This window comes from Thermodesulfobacteriota bacterium (genome assembly GCA_026415035.1).
Lineage (GTDB): Bacteria > Desulfobacterota > BSN033 > BSN033 > UBA1163 > RBG-16-49-23.
Genome location: JAOAHX010000010.1, coordinates 27,061 through 47,304 on the forward strand (window position 1 = coordinate 27,061; position 20,244 = coordinate 47,304).

General features: G+C 57.9%; 21 protein-coding genes. 14 read left to right on the plus strand and 7 right to left on the minus strand.

Annotated features, from left to right (window positions below):
* Positions 1 to 25 precede the first annotated feature (25 nt).
* The 13 genes from tatC to polX all read left to right on the plus strand — a co-directional run bounded on the left by tatC (position 26) and on the right by polX (position 13,760).
* The gene (gene tatC, locus N3G78_07625) at positions 26 to 772 is read left to right on the plus strand and encodes a twin-arginine translocase subunit TatC (protein MCX8117780.1); all 747 of its coding nucleotides are present in this window, start codon (positions 26 to 28) and stop codon (positions 770 to 772) included.
* Positions 773 to 793: 21 nt separating this feature from the next.
* Complete coding sequence (gene radC / locus N3G78_07630) at positions 794 to 1,483, plus strand: DNA repair protein RadC (protein MCX8117781.1); 690 nt, start codon at positions 794 to 796, stop codon at positions 1,481 to 1,483.
* Between the two features lie 6 nt (positions 1,484 to 1,489).
* Entirely contained in the window at positions 1,490 to 2,650 is a 1,161-nt protein-coding gene (locus tag N3G78_07635) for an ATP-grasp domain-containing protein (protein ID MCX8117782.1), read from the plus strand.
* A gap of 149 nt (positions 2,651 to 2,799) precedes the next feature.
* Complete coding sequence (locus tag N3G78_07640; protein ID MCX8117783.1) at positions 2,800 to 3,522, plus strand: septal ring lytic transglycosylase RlpA family protein; 723 nt, start codon at positions 2,800 to 2,802, stop codon at positions 3,520 to 3,522.
* A complete protein-coding gene (locus N3G78_07645) occupies positions 3,519 to 5,153 on the plus strand; it encodes a peptide-binding protein (GenBank protein MCX8117784.1) in 1,635 nt (544 codons plus the stop codon). The genes N3G78_07640 and N3G78_07645 overlap by 4 nt, the downstream gene beginning before the upstream one ends.
* A gap of 3 nt (positions 5,154 to 5,156) precedes the next feature.
* Positions 5,157 to 6,116 (plus strand): ABC transporter permease, encoded by a 960-nt coding sequence (locus N3G78_07650; GenBank protein MCX8117785.1) that lies wholly within the window; start codon positions 5,157 to 5,159, stop codon positions 6,114 to 6,116.
* Positions 6,117 to 6,156: 40 nt separating this feature from the next.
* Positions 6,157 to 7,005: an ABC transporter permease gene (locus N3G78_07655; GenBank protein ID MCX8117786.1), complete on the plus strand. Its 849-nt coding sequence runs from the start codon at positions 6,157 to 6,159 to the stop codon at positions 7,003 to 7,005.
* A gap of 220 nt (positions 7,006 to 7,225) precedes the next feature.
* On the plus strand, positions 7,226 to 8,203 hold the full coding sequence (locus N3G78_07660) for an ABC transporter ATP-binding protein (GenBank protein MCX8117787.1): 978 nt from the start codon (positions 7,226 to 7,228) through the stop codon (positions 8,201 to 8,203).
* 50 nt (positions 8,204 to 8,253) lie between these two features.
* Positions 8,254 to 9,222, plus strand: coding sequence for an ATP-binding cassette domain-containing protein (locus N3G78_07665; GenBank protein ID MCX8117788.1), 969 nt, complete (start codon positions 8,254 to 8,256; stop codon positions 9,220 to 9,222).
* Between the two features lie 105 nt (positions 9,223 to 9,327).
* Positions 9,328 to 9,915, plus strand: a complete 588-nt coding sequence (locus N3G78_07670; GenBank protein MCX8117789.1) for a lytic transglycosylase domain-containing protein — start codon at positions 9,328 to 9,330, stop codon at positions 9,913 to 9,915.
* A gap of 336 nt (positions 9,916 to 10,251) precedes the next feature.
* Positions 10,252 to 11,160 (plus strand): radical SAM protein, encoded by a 909-nt coding sequence (locus N3G78_07675; GenBank protein ID MCX8117790.1) that lies wholly within the window; start codon positions 10,252 to 10,254, stop codon positions 11,158 to 11,160.
* Positions 11,161 to 12,051 (plus strand): hypothetical protein, encoded by an 891-nt coding sequence (locus N3G78_07680; GenBank protein MCX8117791.1) that lies wholly within the window; start codon positions 11,161 to 11,163, stop codon positions 12,049 to 12,051.
* Positions 12,048 to 13,760, plus strand: a complete 1,713-nt coding sequence (gene polX, locus N3G78_07685) for a DNA polymerase/3'-5' exonuclease PolX (GenBank protein MCX8117792.1) — start codon at positions 12,048 to 12,050, stop codon at positions 13,758 to 13,760. Before N3G78_07680 ends, polX begins: the two co-directional genes overlap by 4 nt.
* Positions 13,761 to 13,781: 21 nt before the next feature.
* On the opposite strand, the gene N3G78_07690 is transcribed toward polX, so the two are convergent.
* The 6 genes from N3G78_07690 to N3G78_07715 all read right to left on the minus strand — a co-directional run bounded on the left by N3G78_07690 (position 13,782) and on the right by N3G78_07715 (position 18,743).
* Positions 13,782 to 14,555 (minus strand): LamB/YcsF family protein, encoded by a 774-nt coding sequence (locus N3G78_07690; GenBank protein ID MCX8117793.1) that lies wholly within the window; start codon positions 14,553 to 14,555, stop codon positions 13,782 to 13,784.
* Positions 14,556 to 14,563: 8 nt separating this feature from the next.
* Positions 14,564 to 14,797 (minus strand): 4Fe-4S binding protein, encoded by a 234-nt coding sequence (locus N3G78_07695; GenBank protein ID MCX8117794.1) that lies wholly within the window; start codon positions 14,795 to 14,797, stop codon positions 14,564 to 14,566.
* Between the two features lie 117 nt (positions 14,798 to 14,914).
* Positions 14,915 to 16,291 carry an FAD-dependent oxidoreductase gene (locus tag N3G78_07700; protein ID MCX8117795.1) on the minus strand — a complete coding sequence of 459 codons (1,377 nt, stop codon included), beginning with the start codon at positions 16,289 to 16,291 and terminating at the stop codon, positions 14,915 to 14,917.
* Complete coding sequence (locus N3G78_07705; GenBank protein MCX8117796.1) at positions 16,284 to 16,832, minus strand: 2-oxoacid:acceptor oxidoreductase family protein; 549 nt, start codon at positions 16,830 to 16,832, stop codon at positions 16,284 to 16,286. The genes N3G78_07700 and N3G78_07705 overlap by 8 nt, the downstream gene beginning before the upstream one ends.
* Positions 16,829 to 17,587 carry a thiamine pyrophosphate-dependent enzyme gene (locus N3G78_07710; GenBank protein ID MCX8117797.1) on the minus strand — a complete coding sequence of 253 codons (759 nt, stop codon included), beginning with the start codon at positions 17,585 to 17,587 and terminating at the stop codon, positions 16,829 to 16,831. Before N3G78_07710 ends, N3G78_07705 begins: the two co-directional genes overlap by 4 nt.
* A 16-nt stretch (positions 17,588 to 17,603) precedes the next feature.
* Positions 17,604 to 18,743, minus strand: coding sequence for a 2-oxoacid:acceptor oxidoreductase subunit alpha (locus N3G78_07715; protein MCX8117798.1), 1,140 nt, complete (start codon positions 18,741 to 18,743; stop codon positions 17,604 to 17,606).
* 351 nt (positions 18,744 to 19,094) lie between these two features.
* Between N3G78_07715 and N3G78_07720 the strand changes: the two genes are divergently transcribed.
* Positions 19,095 to 19,253: a hypothetical protein gene (locus tag N3G78_07720; GenBank protein ID MCX8117799.1), complete on the plus strand. Its 159-nt coding sequence runs from the start codon at positions 19,095 to 19,097 to the stop codon at positions 19,251 to 19,253.
* Positions 19,254 to 19,347: 94 nt separating this feature from the next.
* Here the strand turns inward: N3G78_07720 and N3G78_07725 are convergent, their stop codons facing one another.
* Positions 19,348 to 20,058 (minus strand): phenylalanine--tRNA ligase beta subunit-related protein, encoded by a 711-nt coding sequence (locus tag N3G78_07725; protein ID MCX8117800.1) that lies wholly within the window; start codon positions 20,056 to 20,058, stop codon positions 19,348 to 19,350.
* Positions 20,059 to 20,244 lie beyond the last annotated feature (186 nt).

Consider the following 20,244-nt stretch of genomic DNA (forward strand, 5'->3'; position numbering starts at 1 on the left):
ACGAAGAAAGAGGAAGTCTCCTCCCATGGATGACCAGAAACTCCCCCTCACCGCTCATCTTCAGGAGCTCCGAAAACGTCTCATCCTCTCCTTCATCTCCATCGGCGTTGGATTCGTCATCTGTTACGCCTTCTCCCAGACCCTCTTCGACATCCTCTCCCGCCCCCTCCTGAAGGTGATGCCTCCTGGAGGGAGCCTCGTCTTCACGAGCGTGGCGGAGGCCTTCTTCACCTACATGAAGGTCGCCTTTGTCGCCGGCCTCATGCTGGCCTCCCCTTTCGTCCTCTACCAGATCTGGGCCTTCGTGGCCCCCGGCCTCTACCGCCACGAAAAGCAGTACGTGATCCCCTTTGTCACGGCAGGCTCTTTCTTTTTCGTCCTGGGAATCCTCTTTGCCTACTTCGTCGCCATTCCCGTGGGGTTCAAATTCCTCCTGGGCTATGCCACGGACTTCATCAAGCCGATGCCGAGCATGAAGGAGTACCTCTCCTTCAGCCTCAAGTTTATCCTGGCCTTTGGGCTCGTCTTTCAATTTCCTGTCGTCCTCGTCTTGCTGGCGCGAATCGGGGTGGTCGATGCGAGGAGCATGGCCAGGCACAGAAAGTATGCGATCCTCCTGATCTTTATCTTTGCGGCCGTGCTCACCCCGCCGGACATCCTCTCGCAACTTCTCATGGCCATCCCATTGATGGGGCTTTACGAACTGAGCATCCTCCTCTCGAAGGTCTTCGGAAAGAAGCGGAGCCCCCCCGAGGCGGAGAAGGGGGATTGAGGACCTCGATGGACCCGAGATATGTCCGAATCCCCCTATAAGATTTCGAAATGGCCGGAGAGGGAGAGGCCGAGAGAGCGGCTCCTTCAGCAGGGCCCCCAGCACCTGACCGAGGCCGAACTCCTCGGGATCCTCATCGGAAAGGGGACAAGGAGGAAGACGGCCATCGATCTGGCCAGGGAACTCCTCGACCGCTATGGGTCGCTCGATAACCTCTTCACCCGCTCCCCCTCTGAATTGATGAAGGTGAAAGGGATCGGAGCGGCCAAGGCCGCCACCCTCTTTGCCGCCTTTCAGCTGGTGAGGCGTGTCCAGTCCGAAAGGAAGACCGAGCGGCCCACCTTCAAACGCTCCGCCGACGTGAGGGACCACTACCTTCCCCTGTTGCGCGATCTCCGAAAGGAGGTCTTCAAGGTCCTCCTCCTCAACCGTGCCAACCGTTTGATCAAAGAGGTCACCATCTCCGAGGGGACGCTCGATGCGAGCCTCGTCCATCCGAGAGAGGTCTTCCGGGAGGCCCTGCTCGAGTCTGCGGCCGGGGTCATCCTCCTCCACAATCATCCGAGCGGAAATCCCACCCCGAGCGAGGAAGACCTCCGGATCACCCGGCAGTTAGTCGAGGCGGGACGGCTCATGGGGATCAAGGTCTACGACCACGTCATCCTCGCCGGAGACGACTACCGCAGCCTGGCAGACGAAGGATTGATTTGATCATCGATGAGGGCGCTGGTCACCGATGGCCATTTCAGAAAGACACTCGCCGTAGTCCGTTCTCTGGGCCGAAGAGGGGTCGATGTGACCGTGGGAGAGAGGACCTTTCTCAACACCTCTTTCTTCTCAAGATATTGTTCGAAGAGGATCGTCTACCCTTCGCCCCGCCTGAGGCCCGACCAATTTATCGATTTCCTCCTTAAGGAGCTGAAAAGAACCCGTTATGAGTGCCTCTTTCCGATGGAAGAGGAGACCCTCCTCCTCGTCGCCCGATACCGATCGGAGATCTCAAAGCACACCTATCTTCTCATCCCGGAGCTGGAGAAGCTCGAATTCGTCAGGGACAAGGCAAAGCTGATCCGGTTTGCAGAGGCCAGGGGCATTCCGGTGCCGAAGACCTTTGGATCCCCTTCGGAGCTCTCCCTGGGGCCTCTGGCCAAAGGGGATGGCTACGTAATCAAACCCAGGATCAGCTCGGGCTCCTTCGGGATCGCCTATGTCGAAAGGGAGGAAGATCTCCTCCCGTCTTATCAAAGGGTCCATCAACGTTATCCCTCTCCCCTGATTCAGGAGTACATCCCGGATGGAGGAGGGACCTTCGGATTTTCGGCCCTTTTCGATGAGGCCTCCGACGTGAAGGCGGCCTTCGTCCATAAAAAGTTGAGGATGTATCCGGTCCGGGGAGGCCCGAGCACGCTCAGGGAGGGGGTCGAACATCCCGAGATCATGGAGCTCGGCCTCTCGCTCCTCAGGGCCCTTAAATGGGTGGGGGTCGCCATGGCGGAGTTCAAGGTCGATCCGAGAGACGGCCTTCCTAAATTGATGGAGGTCAACCCGAGGTTCTGGGGGTCGCTTCAGCTGGCCATCTTCTCTGAGGTCGATTTCCCCTATCTCATGTTGAGGCTGGCCCTGGGAGAGCGGTTCGACCCGGTCCTTCGCTACCCGGTCGGAAGGAGAGGCCGGTGGCTCCTCTTCGGAGACCTCCTCCACTTCTTCAACAACCCAGACCGATTCCGGCTCGACCCCCCTTTTTTCCGTCTCTTCGATCGAAACACCTGCGATGACATCCTCTCCAGAGAAGACCCCCTACCGATCCTCGGCGCGGCCTTGACCTTCTTCACCTTCCTCTACGACCCTGAGATGAAGCGATTCCTCGAACGGCGCTGAGACCTTTCAGGACCTTCCATGGCCTTTCGGGTTTCCTCTCTCAGGCCTGTTCGGTGATTGCAACACGGGATGACATTCGGTATAATGGCTACATAACACACGGCCTTAACGCCATCTCCCTTTTGGAACACCAACGATTCCCTATGCGAATGGCCTTCCTTCTCGTCCCTCTCGCATGCCTCCTGGCCTGCGTACCGAAACAGCGCGTAGCCATCGGGCCGAGGCCCATCGCCCCTTTTGAGGGGCAGGAGGTCAGGAGGGAACCCCCCAAAGAGGAAAAGGCACCTGAAGTCCAAATCGAGCGGCCGGCCAGGATCGAACGCCGGGAGAGCCTGAACGTCCAGTACGGCATCGCCTCCTGGTATGGAGGGGAATTCCACGGCAGGCCGACCTCCAGCGGCGAAGTCTACGACATGTTTCAGCTCACCTGCGCCCACAACACCCTTCCCCTGGGGACGATGGTGATGGTGACCAACCTCGAAAACGGAAGATCCGTGGAGCTGCGGGTCAACGATCGCGGTCCTTTCGTGAAGGAGCGAATCCTCGACGTCTCCTATGCAGCGGCAAGGATCCTCGGGATGTGGGCAAAGGGCACGGCCTATGTAAAGGTGGAGTGGGTCGGACCGGGCCTCGAGGAGCTTATCGAGCGTTTCCACGTTCAGGTCGGCTCCTTCATCGAGGAGAAGAGGGCCCGGGACCTGGCCGAACAGTTAAAAAGGAATTTCGATAATGTTTATGTGGCGATCGTCGAGACCCAGACCCAGCGATACCACCGGGTGAGGATCGGGCCCTTCGACACGAGAGAGGCAGCCCTTCCCGCAGCCGAGAGGCTATCCCAGTTGGGATTCAACGTCCTGGTCACGAACCGATGAAGATCAAAACCCTCCTGGCCATCCCTCCACTGCTCTTTCTGCTTTTGATCGGGGTCAACCTCCTCTTCGTCACCCACCGGCCTCCCCAGAGGGTCAACCAGCTCATCATGAGCTCCATCGGCGATGCCTCCTTTCTCAACCCGATCCTGGCCCAGGATTCTGCCTCGAGCGAGATCAACTCCCTCGTCTTCAACGGCCTCATCAAATATGACCGGAATCTTGAGAAATTCGTCGGGGTACTGGCCGAATCCTGGAAGGTGGAGGAAGGCCAGGAGCCGAGGATCACCTTCTTCCTCCGAAAGGGGGTTCGCTGGCACGACGGAAAAGAGTTCACGGCCCACGACGTAAAATTCACCTACGACAAGATCATGGACGAGAAGACGAACACGGTCCGCCGAAGCGACTACGAACTGGTCAAGAAGGCGGAGGTCCTGGACCCTCATACCTTTCGAGTAACCTACAAAGAGCCCTTCTCCCCCGGGCTTGGGACCTGGTCGATGGGCATCATTCCGAAGCACCTCCTCGAGAAGGAGGACATCAACACGACCGCCTTCAACCGGAGGCCCATCGGAACCGGCCCCTTTCGGTTCGTGGAGTGGGTGACCGATGAGAAGATCGTGGTCGAGGCCAATCCGGACTACTTCGAAGGAAGGCCGGGACTGGACAGGATCATCTACCGGATCATTCCCGAGACGTCCCTGAGCGAGATGGAGCTTCTCACCAAGGGGATCGACTACTACGGCGTCCTTCCCCACCAGTACCGGAGGATGAAGGAGGTGGACTTCCTCAAGATCTATTCCCAGCCGGTCTTCAGCTATACCTACCTCGGCTACAACTTGAGGAACCCCCTCTTCCAGGACAGGCGGGTCAGGCAGGCCTTCACCCATGCGATCAACCGGGAGGAGCTCGTCCAATACGTCCTCTACGGATTTGGATCGGTCATCAGCGGCCCCTTCCCCAGCCATCTCTGGTACTACAACCCGAACGTAAAGCCCCTTCCTTACGATCCCGCAAAGGCCAAAAAACTTCTTGCCGAGGCCGGCTGGAGGGATACCGATGGAGACGGCATCCTCGACCGGGAGGGCAGGCCCTTTCGATTCAAATTGATCACCAACAGCGGAAACGAGATCCGAAAGGATGTGGGCGTGCTTGTCCAAAGGCAGCTCCGGGAGCTCGGTGTGGACGTCACCTTCGAGGTCTACGAGTGGAGCATCTTCCTCAAGAACTTCATCAACGCCAGGCACTTCGACGCCTGCATCCTCGGTTGGGCCCTCTCCCCGGACCCCGATGACTATATGATCTGGCACTCGAGCCAGATCGAGAAAGGGTTCAACTTCATCTCCTACCGCAACCCTGAGGCCGACAGGCTCTGGGAGGCGGGAAGGAGGGAGTACGATATCGAAAAGCGAAAGGCCATCTACTGGCGACTCCACGAATTGATCGCCGAGGACCAGCCCTATACCTTTCTCTACATGCCCCAGGGCCTCTCCGCCCTCCAGAGGAAGTTCTTCCTGGTCGAGAGGGACGCCTCCGGAAAGGAGATTTTCAAGGAGATCCGGCTGGAGAAGGCCGGCCTGATGTACGACCTCATCAAGTGGACGGTCCCGAGGGGGATCGTGATGGAGCAGTAGCTTATGACCCGGTATCTCATCCGACGCCTTTTTTATACCTTCATCACCCTGGTCGGAATCAGCCTCATCTCCTGGGTGATCATTACCCAGGCCCCGGGAAGCCCGATCGCCCTCACCCTCGACCCGAAGGTCTCTCCCAAGATCATCGAGCAGATGGAGAAGAACTACGACCTCGACAAGCCGATCTACCTCCAGTACTTCCTCTGGCTCAAGCGCCTCTTCACCGGTCAGCTCTACTCCTTCAAGGACGGAAGGCCTGTGCTGGAGAAGATCGGCGAAAAGATCGGAAACACCCTCCTCCTTAACGTCGTCTCCATCCTCATCATCTTCTCCCTGGCGATTCCCCTCGGGGTCTTCTCGGCCCGCAAGAGGTACTCCTTCCTCGACAATCTGGGCACCTTCGGGGCCTACCTCGGGATCTCCATCCCTGGGTTCTGGCTCGCCTACCTCCTCATCCTCGCCACGGTCAAGCTCTTCGGCTACCCCGTCCTCGGGATGAGGTCTTTCGTGACCGAGGACCTGAGCACCCTGGAGGTGGTGCTCGACCGTCTCTGGCACCTCATGCTTCCATCGATCCTCCTCTCCATCGGAGGGATCGCCGCCCTCTCCCGTTACACCCGCTCCAGCATGCTGGAGGTCGTCCGGCAGGATTACATCCGGACCGCCAAGGCCAAGGGGTTACCCGAGGAGGAGGTCTATTATAAACACGCCCTGAGAAACGCCCTCCTCCCCATCGTTACCCTCTTCGGTTTCCTCATTCCCGGCCTCATCGGAGGGTCGATCATCATGGAGACGGTCTTTGCCTGGCCCGGGATCGGGAGGCTGGCCTATCAGTCGGTCCTCGCCAGGGACTACCCCGTGGTGATGACGATCAACACGATCACCGCCGTCCTCGTCCTTCTGGGAAATTTTATTGCCGACATGCTCTACGCCATCGTCGATCCGAGGATCAGGTATCAGTGAGGAAGGCCTTGAAAGGAGAAGGAAGGTCAAGGAGTTGAAGGTGGGCTATCAGACGAGGACCCTCTGGAGGTATTTCAAACGGAACCGGCTGGCCCTCGGGGGCCTCTTCGTCATCCTCCTCGTCTTCTTCGTTGCGGGAACGGCGGCCTGGATCGCGCCCTACGATCCTGGAAAGACCGATGTCTCCCTCAAGCTGAAGCCTCCCTCCCTGAGCCATCCCCTGGGAACGGACCAGTTGGGAAGGGACGTCCTGAGCCGAATGCTCTATGGATCGCGCATCTCCCTCTCCGTCGGTTTTGTGGCGGTCGCCATCTCCCTCTTCATCGGCATCCTCGTGGGCGCGGTGGCAGGATATTACGGCGGGTGGATCGACTCCCTTCTGATGCGCTTCGTCGACATCATGCTCTGCTTTCCCACCTTCTTCCTCATCCTCACGGTCGTCGCCCTCCTTGGCCCGAGCATCTTCAACATCATGCTCGTCATCGGCATCACCTCCTGGATGGGGACCTCCAGGTTCGTCAGGGCCGAATTCCTCTCCCTGAGGGAGAGGGACTACGTCCAGGCCGCAAAGGCGCTCGGCGTCAAGGACAGGAGGATCATCTTCAGGCACATCCTTCCCAATGGCCTGGCCCCGGTCTTCGTCACGGCCACCCTCGATGTGGCCACGGCCATCCTCGTGGAGGCGGGCTTGAGTTTCCTCGGCTTCGGGGTTCAACCCCCTGCCCCGAGCTGGGGAAATATCCTGACCGAGGGCAGGACCTATATCTTCGATGCCTGGTGGTTGACCCTCTTTCCCGGGCTGGCCATCCTCATCACGGTCCTCTCGTTCAACCTCTTCGGTGAAGGCTTGAGGGATGCCCTCGATCCGCGGCTGAGGGGCTCGAGATAGTTGACAATCAAAGATCGAACAATGCAAATAATTACAAACGAAAGTAAAATGGTGCCATTGCGAGGAACCTCACTGACCGAAGCAATCTCAAGGGATTGCCACGCTACGCTCGCAATGAGAGAAGAAAGATTCTTGGAATGACTGTAACAATAATTAGTTCCTTTACAATAGCATCTGATGTCGCAAGCCTACGGGTTTATGGGAAGGTAAAAAGGCCTTTATGGGAGCCCCTCTTTTGAACGTCCGCTCCCTGACCACTCGGTTCTATACGGAGGACGGGGTGGTGAGGGCGGTCGAGGATGTCAGTTTCGAGATCTACCCGGCAGAGGTCCTCTGCGTCGTGGGCGAATCGGGATGCGGAAAGAGCGTGACCGGCCTCACCCTCCTGAGGCTCATTCCCATCCCTCCGGGGAGGATCGAGAGCGGAGAGATCTGGTTCGAAGGAAGAGACCTGCTGAGCCTCGACGAGAAGGAGATGGAGAGGGTGAGGGGAAACGAGATCTCCATGATCTTCCAGGAGCCCATGACCTCGCTCAACCCTGTCTTCACCATCGGAAACCAGATCACCGAGGTCCTCAAACTCCATCAGGGCCTCGATAAGAGGGAGGCAAGAAGGAGGGCCGTCGAGATGCTCGATCGGGTGAGGATCCCCTCGCCCGAGGTGAGGATAGACGCCTATCCCCATCAGCTGAGCGGCGGCATGAGACAGCGGGCCATGATCGCCATGGCCCTCTCCTGCCAGCCCAAGCTTCTCATTGCCGATGAGCCGACCACCGCCCTCGATGTGACGATCCAGGCCCAGGTCCTGAGGCTTTTGAAGGAGATCCAGAGGGAGATGGGCATGGCCGTGATGCTCATCACCCACGACCTCGGCGTCGTCTCTGAGGTGGCCGATCGGGTGGCGGTGATGTATGCGGGAAGGATCGTGGAGTCCGGCCCGATCGAGGCCATCTTCGGACGGATGCGACATCCTTATACCAAAGGGCTTTTAGAGTCGATCCCGAGGCTCGAGGAGAAAAAGAGGAGGCTCAATGCCATCCCTGGCCAGGTGCCAAACCCTTTGGACCTCCCCTCGGGCTGTAAATTCCACCCGAGATGCTATCTGGCGATCGAGGCCTGCAAGATCGAGGAACCCCCTCTCCTCAAGGTCGAGGAGAACCATTACAGCCGTTGTATCCGGTGGAAAAACTGTTGTTGAGAGGAGAGGGCGGGACCTTGACTACTAAAGAGCCCCTCTGGATTTGAACGATGTCCGAAGGCCAAAGCTTCCTCCAAGTCCAGGAGTTAAAAAAGTACTTCTACCGGCAGAGGCTCTTCTCCTCCGATGGAGAGCCTGTCCGGGCGGTGGACGGGGTCTCCTTCTATATCCAAAAGGGAGAGACCCTCGGCCTGGTGGGTGAGAGCGGTTGCGGAAAGACGACCGCTGGCAAGGCCCTCCTGAGGTTGATCGAGCCGACCGCAGGCAAGGTCCTCTTCAAGGGGAGGGATATCCTCCGCCTCGGCCGGGAGGAGCTCCGGAGGTTGAGACCGTATATGCAGTTCATCTTCCAGGACCCCTATGAGTCGCTCAACCCGAGGATGAAGGTGGGCGAGATCGTGGGCGAAGGCCTCGAGGTCCACCGGATCGCCACGGGAAAAGAGAAGGCCGAAAGGGTCTCAGAGGTCCTCAGGCAGGTCGGCCTCCATCCAGGGGATGCGATGCGCTATCCCCACGAGTTCAGCGGCGGCCAGCGCCAGCGGATCGGCATCGCAAGGGCCATCTCCCTCCATCCCGAACTGATCGTCGCCGACGAACCCGTCTCGGCCCTTGACGTTTCCATCCAGGCCCAGATCCTCAACCTCCTGATGGACCTAAGGGACCAACTGGGCCTCACCTACCTCTTCATCTCCCATGACCTCCGGATCGTCAAACATGTGAGCGATCGAATCGCCGTGATGTACCTGGGAAAGATCGTGGAGATGGCCGAAGGAGACGAGCTCTTCCGACACCCCCTCCACCCCTACACCCAGATCCTGCTCCAAGCGATCCCGAAGCTCGACCCGAAAAAGCGGGGTGGGGAGAGGCCCCTGAGCGAGGAATCAAGACCCGCGGATCAGAACAAGGGATGCCTCTTCCAGCCCAGATGCCCCCACTCTAAGGAGAGGTGTCTCACCGAGGAGCCCATCCTCCTTGACCACGGCGTGGGCCACCTCGTGGCCTGCCACTTTCCCCTTTAATCACCCCGCCCCTTCGACCCGGTCCCTGATCCCAGCTCCGTCCAGCGCTTGACAGGCGACTATATTTATGTTAACTTTGTGAAACCTTGTTACAAGGGGGCTAAAATGGGGTCTTACGGACTTGGGGGAGGAAAGAGGAGGTTAGCCTTCAGGATTTTCCTCGTCTTCATCATGACCGGCTTCTTCATCCATCTCTCCGACCCCTATGCCATCACCCAGAGCAGGAAAGAGGTGATAGAGGAGATCGGAAGGGTTTTGGAGAGGTATTCCACGGATATCGATGAGAAGACTCGGATGCAACTGGCCGAGGCCATTTATGAGGAGTCGATCCGATATAACCATGACCCGAAGTTCATCCTGGCCCTCATCGCCATCGAAAGCTCTTTTAAGAACAGATCGGTCTCCGAAAAGGGAGCCATGGGGCTGATGCAGCTGATGCCCTACGTGGCTGAATCGATTGCCCGGGAGCTCGGGATCGAATGGAAGGGAGAATCGACCCTGTTCAATCCCCTCCTTAATTTAAGGATGGGCATCCATTACCTATCTCAGCTCATCAACCACTTCGAGGACCTCCGGATCGCCCTGGTCGCCTATAACTACGGTCCGACCTATGTAAAGGGTCTGATCGATAAAAGGCAGAAACTCCCCGAAGACTTTTACAGGAAGGTGTTCATCACCTACCACACCCTCTGACCCACCGATTCGATAGCAATCCTCCGATTTTTGTGGTAAGTTATCCCCATAGGTCGATAACCGGGGCCATAGGTAAACCGACGTCCAAGGCTTAGAAGGCTGGTTTACCATGGTTCATCCCTGGTTCACTCCCTAATTCACCCCACGTCATTAAGGGATAGGGAGGACTTCATCCTTAAGTGAATTCGAGTGGGGGCTGGTTCCTTGAGTGCCCCTTTTCTGAAGTTAAGTGTCGAAGCCCTGCCCTCAGCGGCCTTCACCCATCTCCATTGGTTCGATTTTATACATCGGGAAGGTTATCATTAAAATAGACTAAGGGGGGACAGGGAGGTTCAGATGGCTTCCTTTCGACCCGCTTACCTCCAACTTTATGAACGCGGAGAGCTTAAGAATCGGATCGATCTCCTCATGGAGCACCTTAAGGAGTGCAGGCTCTGCCCGAGGCAGTGCCGGGTCAACCGGTCGGAGGGCGAGATAGGTTATTGCAGGGCCCCATCGGAGTTGATGGTCTCGAGCGCCTTCCCCCACTTCGGCGAAGAGCCGCCCCTGGTCGGATACCATGGATCGGGGACGATCTTCCTCACCCACTGCAACCTCCGGTGCGTCTTCTGCCAGAATCACGACATCAGCCACGGAGGCATGGGAGAGAGGATCTCCACCACCCAGTTGGCCAGGGCGATGAGGAGGCTCCAGGAGATCGGCTGCCACAACATCAACTTCGTGACCCCGACCCATTATGCCCCCCAGATCGTGGCCTCCCTTCCCGAGGCGATCGAACTGGGCGTGAGGCTTCCCATCGTCTATAACTGCTCCGGGTACGAGTCCCTGGAGGTGATCCAGCTTCTGGAGGGGATCGTCGACATCTACATGCCCGATGCGAAATATATGGACGAGAAACAGAGCCATCGATACTCCAATGCTCCGGATTACCCGGAGGTCCTGAAAAAGGTTCTCAAAGAGATGCACCGCCAGGTGGGCGACCTAAAGCTCAACGAATCAGGCATTGCCGAAAGGGGCCTTCTCATCCGTCACCTCGTCATGCCCAACGGAGTGGCCTCCTCGGAAGCGGTTCTGAAGTTCATCGCCGAGGAGATCTCGGTCGACTCCTATGTGAACATCATGGCCCAATACCGGCCCGAATACAGGGCCTTCGACTATCCCGAAATCAGCCGCAGGATCTCCCAAAAGGAGTTTACCGAGGCGATCCAGATCGCCAGACGACTCAAACTCTATCGGGGTTTTTAGGTGGATTTGGAAGAGGCCCTTCGAGAGAACCGGTCCCTCAAAAGGAAGCTCCGGTCTCTCACCCGAGAGATCGAGTTGTTAAGGAGGGCTTCGGTTGAAGATCCCTCCGCTGTCGAAGGCCTTCTCAGGGCAAGGGGCTTGAGGGTCTTCAGGAAGAACCCCACCGATCGCCTCCTCTTCCCACCGGATCTCTCCCCTGAAGACCGGGACCGATTCTACGAGTCGATGAAGAAATACTCCTTCCGCCTGGTCCTCAGGGACATGATCAAACACCAAAATGGGTTCGGCGTCGGCGATCTGACCCGTTACTGTTCGACGAGGGTGGCCCGACACTACTGCGAGGTCCTGGAGGCGATGGGGATCCTCCAAAGGACAGGAAGACAGACCTACCGAACCCGACTCGCTCCTATCTTCAGCTTCGGCCCCACCCTGGAGTGGTTCATCGCCGAGATGTTCAAGAGGGAGTTTGCCTCGCCAGCCCTCTATGGCGTTAGCGTCAAGGGAACCCCCTCCGGCGGGGATTTCGACGTGGTCGCTTCTTGGAACCGGAGGCTCGTCTATGTGGAGGTGAAGTCCTCCCCACCCCGGGGGATCGAACGGCCCGAGATCACCACCTTCTTCTCGAGGCTGGAGGACCTCCTGCCCGATATGGCCGTCCTCTTCAACGATACTCAGCTCAGGATGAAGGACAAGCTGGTTGGGATGTTGGAGGAGGAGCTCGAGAGGAGATACGGTGCGGAATCGGAGGAGCGCCACCCGGTGGTACGGCTGATCGAGGAGCTCTTCCATATTGGACACCGCATCTACCTCATCAACAGCAAAAAGGATGTGGTCGAGAACTTTTCGAGCTGCCTAAGGGATTATCTCAGATACGGAGAGCCCCGAGCATGAAGAACAGGGAGCTTGCCGACCTCTTCGAGAAGATGGCCGATGTGCTCGAATTCAAAGGGGAGAATCCCTTTAAGGTGAACGCCTACCGAAAGGCCGCAAGGCTTCTCGGCGACCTCACCCAGGATATCGAAGAGATCGCCGAAAGTGGCCGACTCCGAAAGATCCCGGGGATCGGTGAAGGAATCTCCCAGAAGATCGAAGAATATCTGAAGACCGGGAGGGTGGCTAAATTTGAGGAGGCCAAAAAGGGGATCTCGGACGAGTTGATCGCCATGATGGAGATCCCGGGAATGGGACCGAAGACCCTCGCCCTCCTCCACAAAGAGAGGCGGATCGAATCCCTATCCCAGTTGGAGAAGGCCCTGAGCGATGGCTCCCTCCTCGACCTCCCCGGGATGGGTGAAAAGAAGATCGAGAATATCCGGCGGGGCATCGAGCTCCTCAAACAGAGCAAGGGAAGGATGAACCTCGGCATGGCCTTTCCTGTGGCCAAAAGGATCGTGGAGGCCCTGCGCAAAGCCACAGGTTCCGAAAGGATCCAGTGGGCAGGCTCCCTGAGGAGGATGCGGGAGGATATCGGCGACATCGACATCCTCGCCACGGGTCCGAATCCGGAGAGGATCATCCAGACCTTCACCCATCTCCCCGAGGTGAAAGAGATCTTGGCTTCGGGCGAGACCAAGGCCTCGGTCATCGTCGAAGGGGGCCTTCAGATCGACCTCCGCGTCGTCGAGGAGGACTCCTACGGCGCAGCCCTGCAATATTTCACGGGATCGAAGGCCCATAACATTCGCCTGAGGGGGATCGCAAAGGCCAAGGGGATCAAGATCAACGAGTACGGGGTCTTCAAGGGCGAAAGAAAGATTGGCGGAAAAGAGGAGGCGGAGGTCTACGAGGCCCTCGGCATGGTCTGGATCGAACCCGAACTCCGGGAGGATCGGGGAGAGATCGAGGCCGCGCTCGAGGGGGGGCTTCCCGATTTGATCGAAGAGTCGGAGATCCGGGGAGACTTCCATGTCCACTCCAACTGGAGCGACGGCACCTCGCCCATCGAAGAGGTCGCTGAGGCTGCCCGGAAAAAGGGCTATGAGTATGTGGCCATCTGCGATCATACGAGGTCCTTGAGGATCACCCACGGCCTCGATGAGACGAGATTGACGAAGCAGATGGAGGAGATCGACCGGCTCAACGAGAGGCTGAAAGGGTTTCGGATCCTCAAGGGTGCGGAGGTCGACATCCTGAGCGATGGGAGGCTCGACCTTCCCGATAAGGTCCTCCAGAGGCTCGACATCGTGGTCGCCTCGGTCCACAGCGGCTTCAAGCAGGATCGGGAGAAGATGACCCGGCGGATGGTCAAGGCCCTCGAAAACCCCTTTGTCCATATCCTCGGACATCCCACCGGAAGGCTCTTAGGATCGAGGGCTCCGTATGAGGTGGAACTGGAGGAGGTGATGGCCGCGGCAAAGCGATATGGAAAGGCCCTTGAGCTCAATGCCTATGCCGAACGCCTCGATCTCAACGACCTCCACTGTCGAAAAGCAAAGGAGATGGGCGTGAGGGTGGCCATCGGAACCGATACCCACCATCTCGACCAGCTCTGGATGATGAGCTTGGGGGTGGCGGTGGCCAGAAGGGGATGGCTCGAAAGGAGGGACGTCCTGAACACCCTTCCCTTGAAGGACCTCCTGAGGTGGTGCCGGAAAGGGTAACGATCTTTTAAATCCGATCGATCAGACGAACCACTTCATCGAGACCACGTTCACCCCCGAGGCCTTCAGCTCTTCCCGGATCCTCCTGACCATCTGGACCGCGGCAGGATTGTCTCCGTGGACGCAGAGCGTATCGGCCCAGAGATCGATCTCCGTTCCGTCGATGGCCACGACCTTTCCCTCGACCGCCATCTTCAAGGCCCTTTTGGCCACAAGCTCGTGATCCTCGATCACCGCTCCCTTCTCCCTCCGGGGGACGAGGGAGCCGTCTCTGCGGTAAGCCCTGTCGGGAAAGGCCTCGAAGGCGATGCGGATCCCGTAACGTTTCCCCATCTCGAGAAGGGGTTCGTTGTTCGAGGAGGCGAGGGCGACTAGGATGATCTCCTTGTCCACTTTCGAGATCGCCTCGGCCATGGCCTCCCAGATCCTCGGATTGGCCACGGCCATGTTGTAGAGCGCTCCGTGGGCCTTCACATGCTGAAGCCGAAGCCCTTGAGAGACGACAAAGGCCTGGAGCGCACCGGTCTGGTAGACGATATAGTCCTGGATCTCCTCGAGGGTGGCATCGAGATTCCTTCTGCCAAAGCCGATCAGGTCCGGAAAGCCGGGATGGGCCCCCACCTCCACGCCATATCGCTTCGCCAAGGCGACGGTCTTTCGCATCACCGAGGGATCTCCGGCATGGAACCCGCAGGCGATGTTGGCAGAGGTGAGGTAGGGGATCACCTCCTCGTCCATCCCCAGTTTGTAGGCACCGAAGCTCTCTCCCACGTCGGAGTTTAGGTCGATCTGGATCTTGCTGCTCATCTTGACTCCTCCAGGACCATCTCGATCGCCCCCTTCGGGCAGATGGCGGCGCAGATGCCACAGCCCTTGCAGTAGTCGAGGTCGATCTGGACCTCTCCGGTCTTCTCGTCGCGGGTGATGCAGAGATCGGGACAGAGGAGACTGCAGAGATCGCAGGACTGGCAATCCCTCAGCCCGAGACACCGCTCCGCCTCCCGGACCGCCTCTTCCCTGAGAAGACCCTCCTCCATCGAGGGCTCGCCTTTTCTCCTGTCCCTCGTCGAAGGGGCTTTCCCTCTAACCTTCTGAACCGCCTCTTTTTTACATTCCCTGGTCATACCCCGAAGGACGAACTCCTCAAAGGTCACTCATCTCAGATACTCGGCAATGGCCTCTGCCCCTCTCTTCCCTGCTGCGATGGCCTCGATGGCCCAGCCCGGTCCGGTCACCATATCACCGCCCGCAAAGACCCCCTTGAGATTCGTCTGACCTTTCTCATCGACCCGTACCGTTCCGTCAGGATTTCTCTCAAGCCCTTTTAAATAGCGAGAATCGATTCCCTGGCCGATCGCGGGGATGATCATATCGGCCTCGACCGTGAAATTGGAGCCTTCCACCGGAACCGGCCTTCTCCGTCCCGTCTCGTCCGGCTCGGCAAGCCGCATCCGGATACACTCCATCCCAGAAACCCTTCCCGCCCTTCCCGTGATCCTGACCGGTGCGGTGAGGAAGTGAAGTCTCACTCCTTCCCTGACGGCCTGATCGACCTCCTCGGCGATGGCCGGCATCTCTCTCCTCGAACGCCTGTAATAGAGATCGATCCTTTTTGCACCGAGCCGAAGCAAACACCGGGCCACATCGATGGCCACATTTCCGCCGCCGATGACCGCGACCTTACTGCCCGTTTCGACCTTCCTGCCGAGATTGACCTTTCTCAAAAACTCGACTCCAGGATGAACTCCCTGAAGGGACTCTCCCGGGATGTTCAGCCTTAAACTTCGGTGAGCCCCCATCGAGAGGAAGATGGCATCAAAGCCCGAACGCTGAAGGATCGTTCCGTCTCCTTCCAAACGGAAGGGCCGATTCACCTCCATCTCCACCCCCAGCCTCCGGATCCCTTCGACCTCCATCTCCAGGACCTCTCTCGGCAAACGAAAGGAGGGGATTCCCACCCGGAGCATCCCACCCAGGACGGGAAGGGCTTCGAAGAGCGTCACCCTGAAGCCCTTGAGGGTCAGATCGTTGGCACAGGCCAGGCCAGCCGGACCAGAACCCACCACCAAGATCCTCTCCCGTCTCATCCTTCCCGCCACCTTCCACCTCTGCTCACTCCGGCCCTGCTCTGCGATAAAGCGCTTGAGCAACCGGATGGGGACCGGGCGATCCACGCCCTCTCTCAGACAGGCTTCCTCGCAGGGATGGTGGCAGATGTAGCCGCAGACGCCGGGCAGGGGATTGACCTCGCGGATCAGGTCGAGGGCCTCCCTGTACTTCCCTTTGGCGATCAGGGCCACATAGCCCCTCGCATCCTGATGGATGGGGCAGGCCTCCTGACAGGGAGGAAGGGGGATCCTTCCCTTTGAAGGAGGATCGGCCATCTTTTCGCGATAGAGCGTCCCTCGGAGGCTCTCCTCCTCCTTCCGGTATTCGGGAATCCACTCCGCAGGACATCCCCTCAGGCAGATGTCGCAACTACGGCATTTAGAAGGGTGGAGCAGGGGGCGATGGGTTCTTCCTTCAACCATAGACCTTCCTCCCCAGCTCCATTCCGACCCGAAGGGCCTGAAGGTTGAGCGGACGGAACCGCTCGCTCACGTGCATGGCGATAGCCTTGCGAAGGGCCTTGGCCGAGACGAGTTTTGTGATTTGGATGAGGGCCCCGAGGAAGACGATGTTGGCCACCTGCTTATTCTTCAACCGCTTCACCGAGACCTCGGTGGCAGGGATGCCGAGATGCTTTACCCGAAGGTCTGCCCTCGGCTCCACCAAGGTCTGGTCGAAGAGGATGAGGCCCGTCTCCGGCCTCACCTCAGTGCAGTAGGTATTGTAAGCGCCCTGGGACATGGCAACCAGGACGTCGGCAACCGTCAGGTGAGGAAAATCGACCGGTCCTTCCGAGAAGATGATCTCCGACTTACAGCCCGAACCCCTGGCCTGTGCTCCATAGGAATTGGAACCGGAGATATATTTCCCTTCCAAGACGCCCGCCTGTCCCAAGAGGAGGCCTGCGAGGACCACCCCCTGACCGCCGAAGCCGCTCAGCCGGATCTGTTTGATCTCGGTCATGAGAGGAACTCTCCCGTGATGATCTTTTCTGCCAACTCCTCCTCCGACATCCCCTCGGCCTCCTCTTCGAGGATGCAGCGCCGGATCAGATCCCGGATCATCTCGTCCGGCCGGTCGAGCCGATTGCGTCTCCCGTACTGGGTGGGACAGGGGGAGAGGACCTCGATGAAGGAGAACCCCTGATGACGAAGGGCCTTCTTGATCGATTGGATGAGCGCCACGGGCTGGGTGACGGCGTAGCGGGCGACGTAGGTGGCCCCAGCTCCCACCACCAGTTTGCAAAGATCGAAAGGACGGTAGGGATTTCCTTCCTCGGTCGTGGCCGTCTTCGAGCCGTGAGGAGTGGTGGAGGCCACCTGTCCTCCGGTCATGCCGTAGATCATGTTGTTGGCGCAGATCACCTTGAGATCGATATTCCTTCTGGCGGCATGGATGAGGTGGTTTCCTCCGATGGAGGAGAGGTCCCCATCTCCGCTCACCACCACCACGCAGAGCTCGGGGTTGAAGAGCTTGGCACCCGTGGCAAAGGCGAGCGCCCTGCCGTGAAGGGTGTGGAGGGTGTCGCCATTATAATGAGGGCTCGGGATCCAGGCCGCGCAACCGATGCCCGACACGAAGAGCATCTTCTTCATGTCCATTTTCAGCTCATCGATGGCCCTCAGAAGGAGGCCCATCAGGATCCCGTGTCCACAACCTGGGCAGAAGGGCGTCGACTTGACACCAGGGCGGATATATTGTTCAAGGGCTCGGGCCATCGGCGGGTCCTTTTCCCTAAAGTTTCTTCAAGGTTTCGATGATCCGCTCCGGCCGGATCACCTCTCCGTTGGTCTGGTTGAGGGGAATCACGTCGCAGGAGACGTATTTCTTGATCTCTCCGGCCACCTGCCCGAGGTTCATCTCAGGGACGAGGATCCTCTTCACCTTCCGCCCCATTTCAGCCACCTCTTCGTCCGGAAAGGGCCAGAGCGTCTTGAGCCTCATCATCCCCACCCTCACGCCTTCTTTCCTCAGCCGCTTGACCGCATAGAGGCTGGTGCGGGCCGTGAACCCGTAGGCGACGAGGCCCACCTCCGCCTCGTCGAGAAAATAGAATTCGGTTTCGATGATAGAGGCCTTATGGTTCAGGATCTTGAGGTTGATCCGCCTGACCAGTTTCGCATGGACCTCCGGGTCATCGGTCTTCCGATAGCCAAAACCGTCGTGGGTGGAGCCGGTCACGGAGAGGCGCTCTCCCTCTCCGAAGGCGGCCATGGGAGGAACGCCGTCCTCCTCTTCGGTGTCGAACGGCGCCTCGCCCTTCTTCTTCTTTCGGTCCCAAACCTCCACTTTTGAGGCCACCTGGATCGTCTCCCGGAGATGGCCGATCGCCTCGTCGGCCATCACCAGCGCCGGCACGCGGAACCGTTCGCTGAGGTTGAAGGCGCGGACCGTCAGATCGTACATCTCCTGCGAAGACCAGGGAGAGAGGGCGATCACCTGATAATCCCCATGGGAGCCCCATTTGGCCTGCATGATGTCTCCGCTTCCGACCCGGGTGGCCTGGCCGGTGCAAGGGCCTGCCCTCTGGACATCGACGATGACGCAGGGCGTCTCGGTAAAGGCCGCATATCCGATCGACTCCTGCATCAGGCTGAATCCTGGCCCGGAGGTGGCGGTCATGGCCTTGGCCCCTGCCCAGGAGGCTCCGATCACCGCAGAGATGGAGGCGATCTCATCCTCCATCTGAATGAAGACGCCACCGACCTGTCTCATCCGAAGGGCCATCCGCTCCATCAACTCGCTCGAGGGCGTGATCGGATAGCCCGCATAAAATCGGCATCCCGCGGCGAGCGCCCCCTCTGCGGAGGCCTCATTGCCTGATAAATAATAGGTCCCCTTCGGTAAGGGGGAGTCGACCCATCTCGGCTCCATCTTCCTCGTCAAGGATCCTGAAGGATCCACCTCCTCCGAAGAGATCTTTCAACGGTCGGCGTTCACATATAACAGAAAAGAATCTTCTTGACAAATTCTAAATTAAAGGGGATAAATAATTCAAACCCGATGACGGAGGAGGTGATCGGAACATGGCATGTGGCAAGACCCACGGCAAGGCAACGAAGACGACAAAGAAACCGAAGTCGAAGAAGAAGTAATTTGACCGGGTAAACCAAAAGAGAAGCCATTTTTTTCTTGACAAAGGGAGGGTTTTTTGTTATTCGATAAACCTATATTTGACAATAGGGGACGTAAAGTCCGAGCACTCCACGAAAGGAGGTGAATTGAATGAAGAGGTTGGTCAGCATCGTTTTGGCATTGGCCATGATGGCAATCTTCTCGTTTGGTTGTGGAACGCCAGGGGACACCAAGATCAAATGCCCGAAATGTGGCGCCGTATTTACGGTGGATGAGGGCTTGGCCGAAATTCAGAAGAAAGGCTTCTAACTCGAAGGAAAAGCGATCACTGATTCCTCTGGAGGAAAGAGACCATAAGTTAAGGGGGAAGGGAGAAATCCTCTCTTCCCTTTTTATTTTCTTTTCAGAAAAAGAACTCCTGAGAGGGGTGCTCCCGGTTGAGGACGGTTGAGAAGAGTCGTCCTCCAAAAGAGTGGGAAATCCTTTCGGAGAGATCGCCGATGATCGCCTCGGCCATGGCCTTGTCTCCTACCTCGCCCAGGAGGTCGATGGGAATGAAGATCTTTTTCGTCCTCTCCGTTACCTTATCCTTCTCGCACTGACGCCAGACCCAGTTCCGGGTCAGCACCTCTTCATCATCTCGATAGACCAGCTCCCCTTTTGGAACGATGATGGTCTCTCCGCCTCCCATGGGGGTGAAGGGCTCCCATCCTTCAGCGAATCGGAGATGGATATTGCCTTTGACCGTATCCAAGTCATGTCCCCCCATCGGCACGAGATGTTTCAAGGAGAGGGCGTTATAGAGATCGACCAGTGGATTGATCTTGGGGAACGGATCTCCTTTGAGGATCCTCCTCACCATCGATTCGATCGAACTCGGAAACTTGCTCCCCGAAATCCCGACCTTGCTCAATGCGGCCCTCCAGGGTTTGATCCGGGGATGATCTTGGGCCTTTTCGCTGACGAAACCTTTCCTCAACGCCTCGATGACCTGACCGAGGAATCGGTCTATCTCCCCAGGGTCCTTGGGGGAGTGAAGATCCACAGCGACCACCATTCCGATGGTGAGATCGGGTAGCAGATCGAACAGCTCTTGCTGAATGGAAAAACGCATGAACCCACCTCTTTACTTTCCTTACCATCTAATTCGATGAGGTGTCAACAGACCTTGAACCTCCTACTTGAAAATATGGTTTGAGGATCACTCTTGGCCTGATGTTTGATCTCGGCCGATATGCCTTTCCATTTTATTGACATTATATTTGCAAAATATTAAATAATTTCAATTATTTATATGATT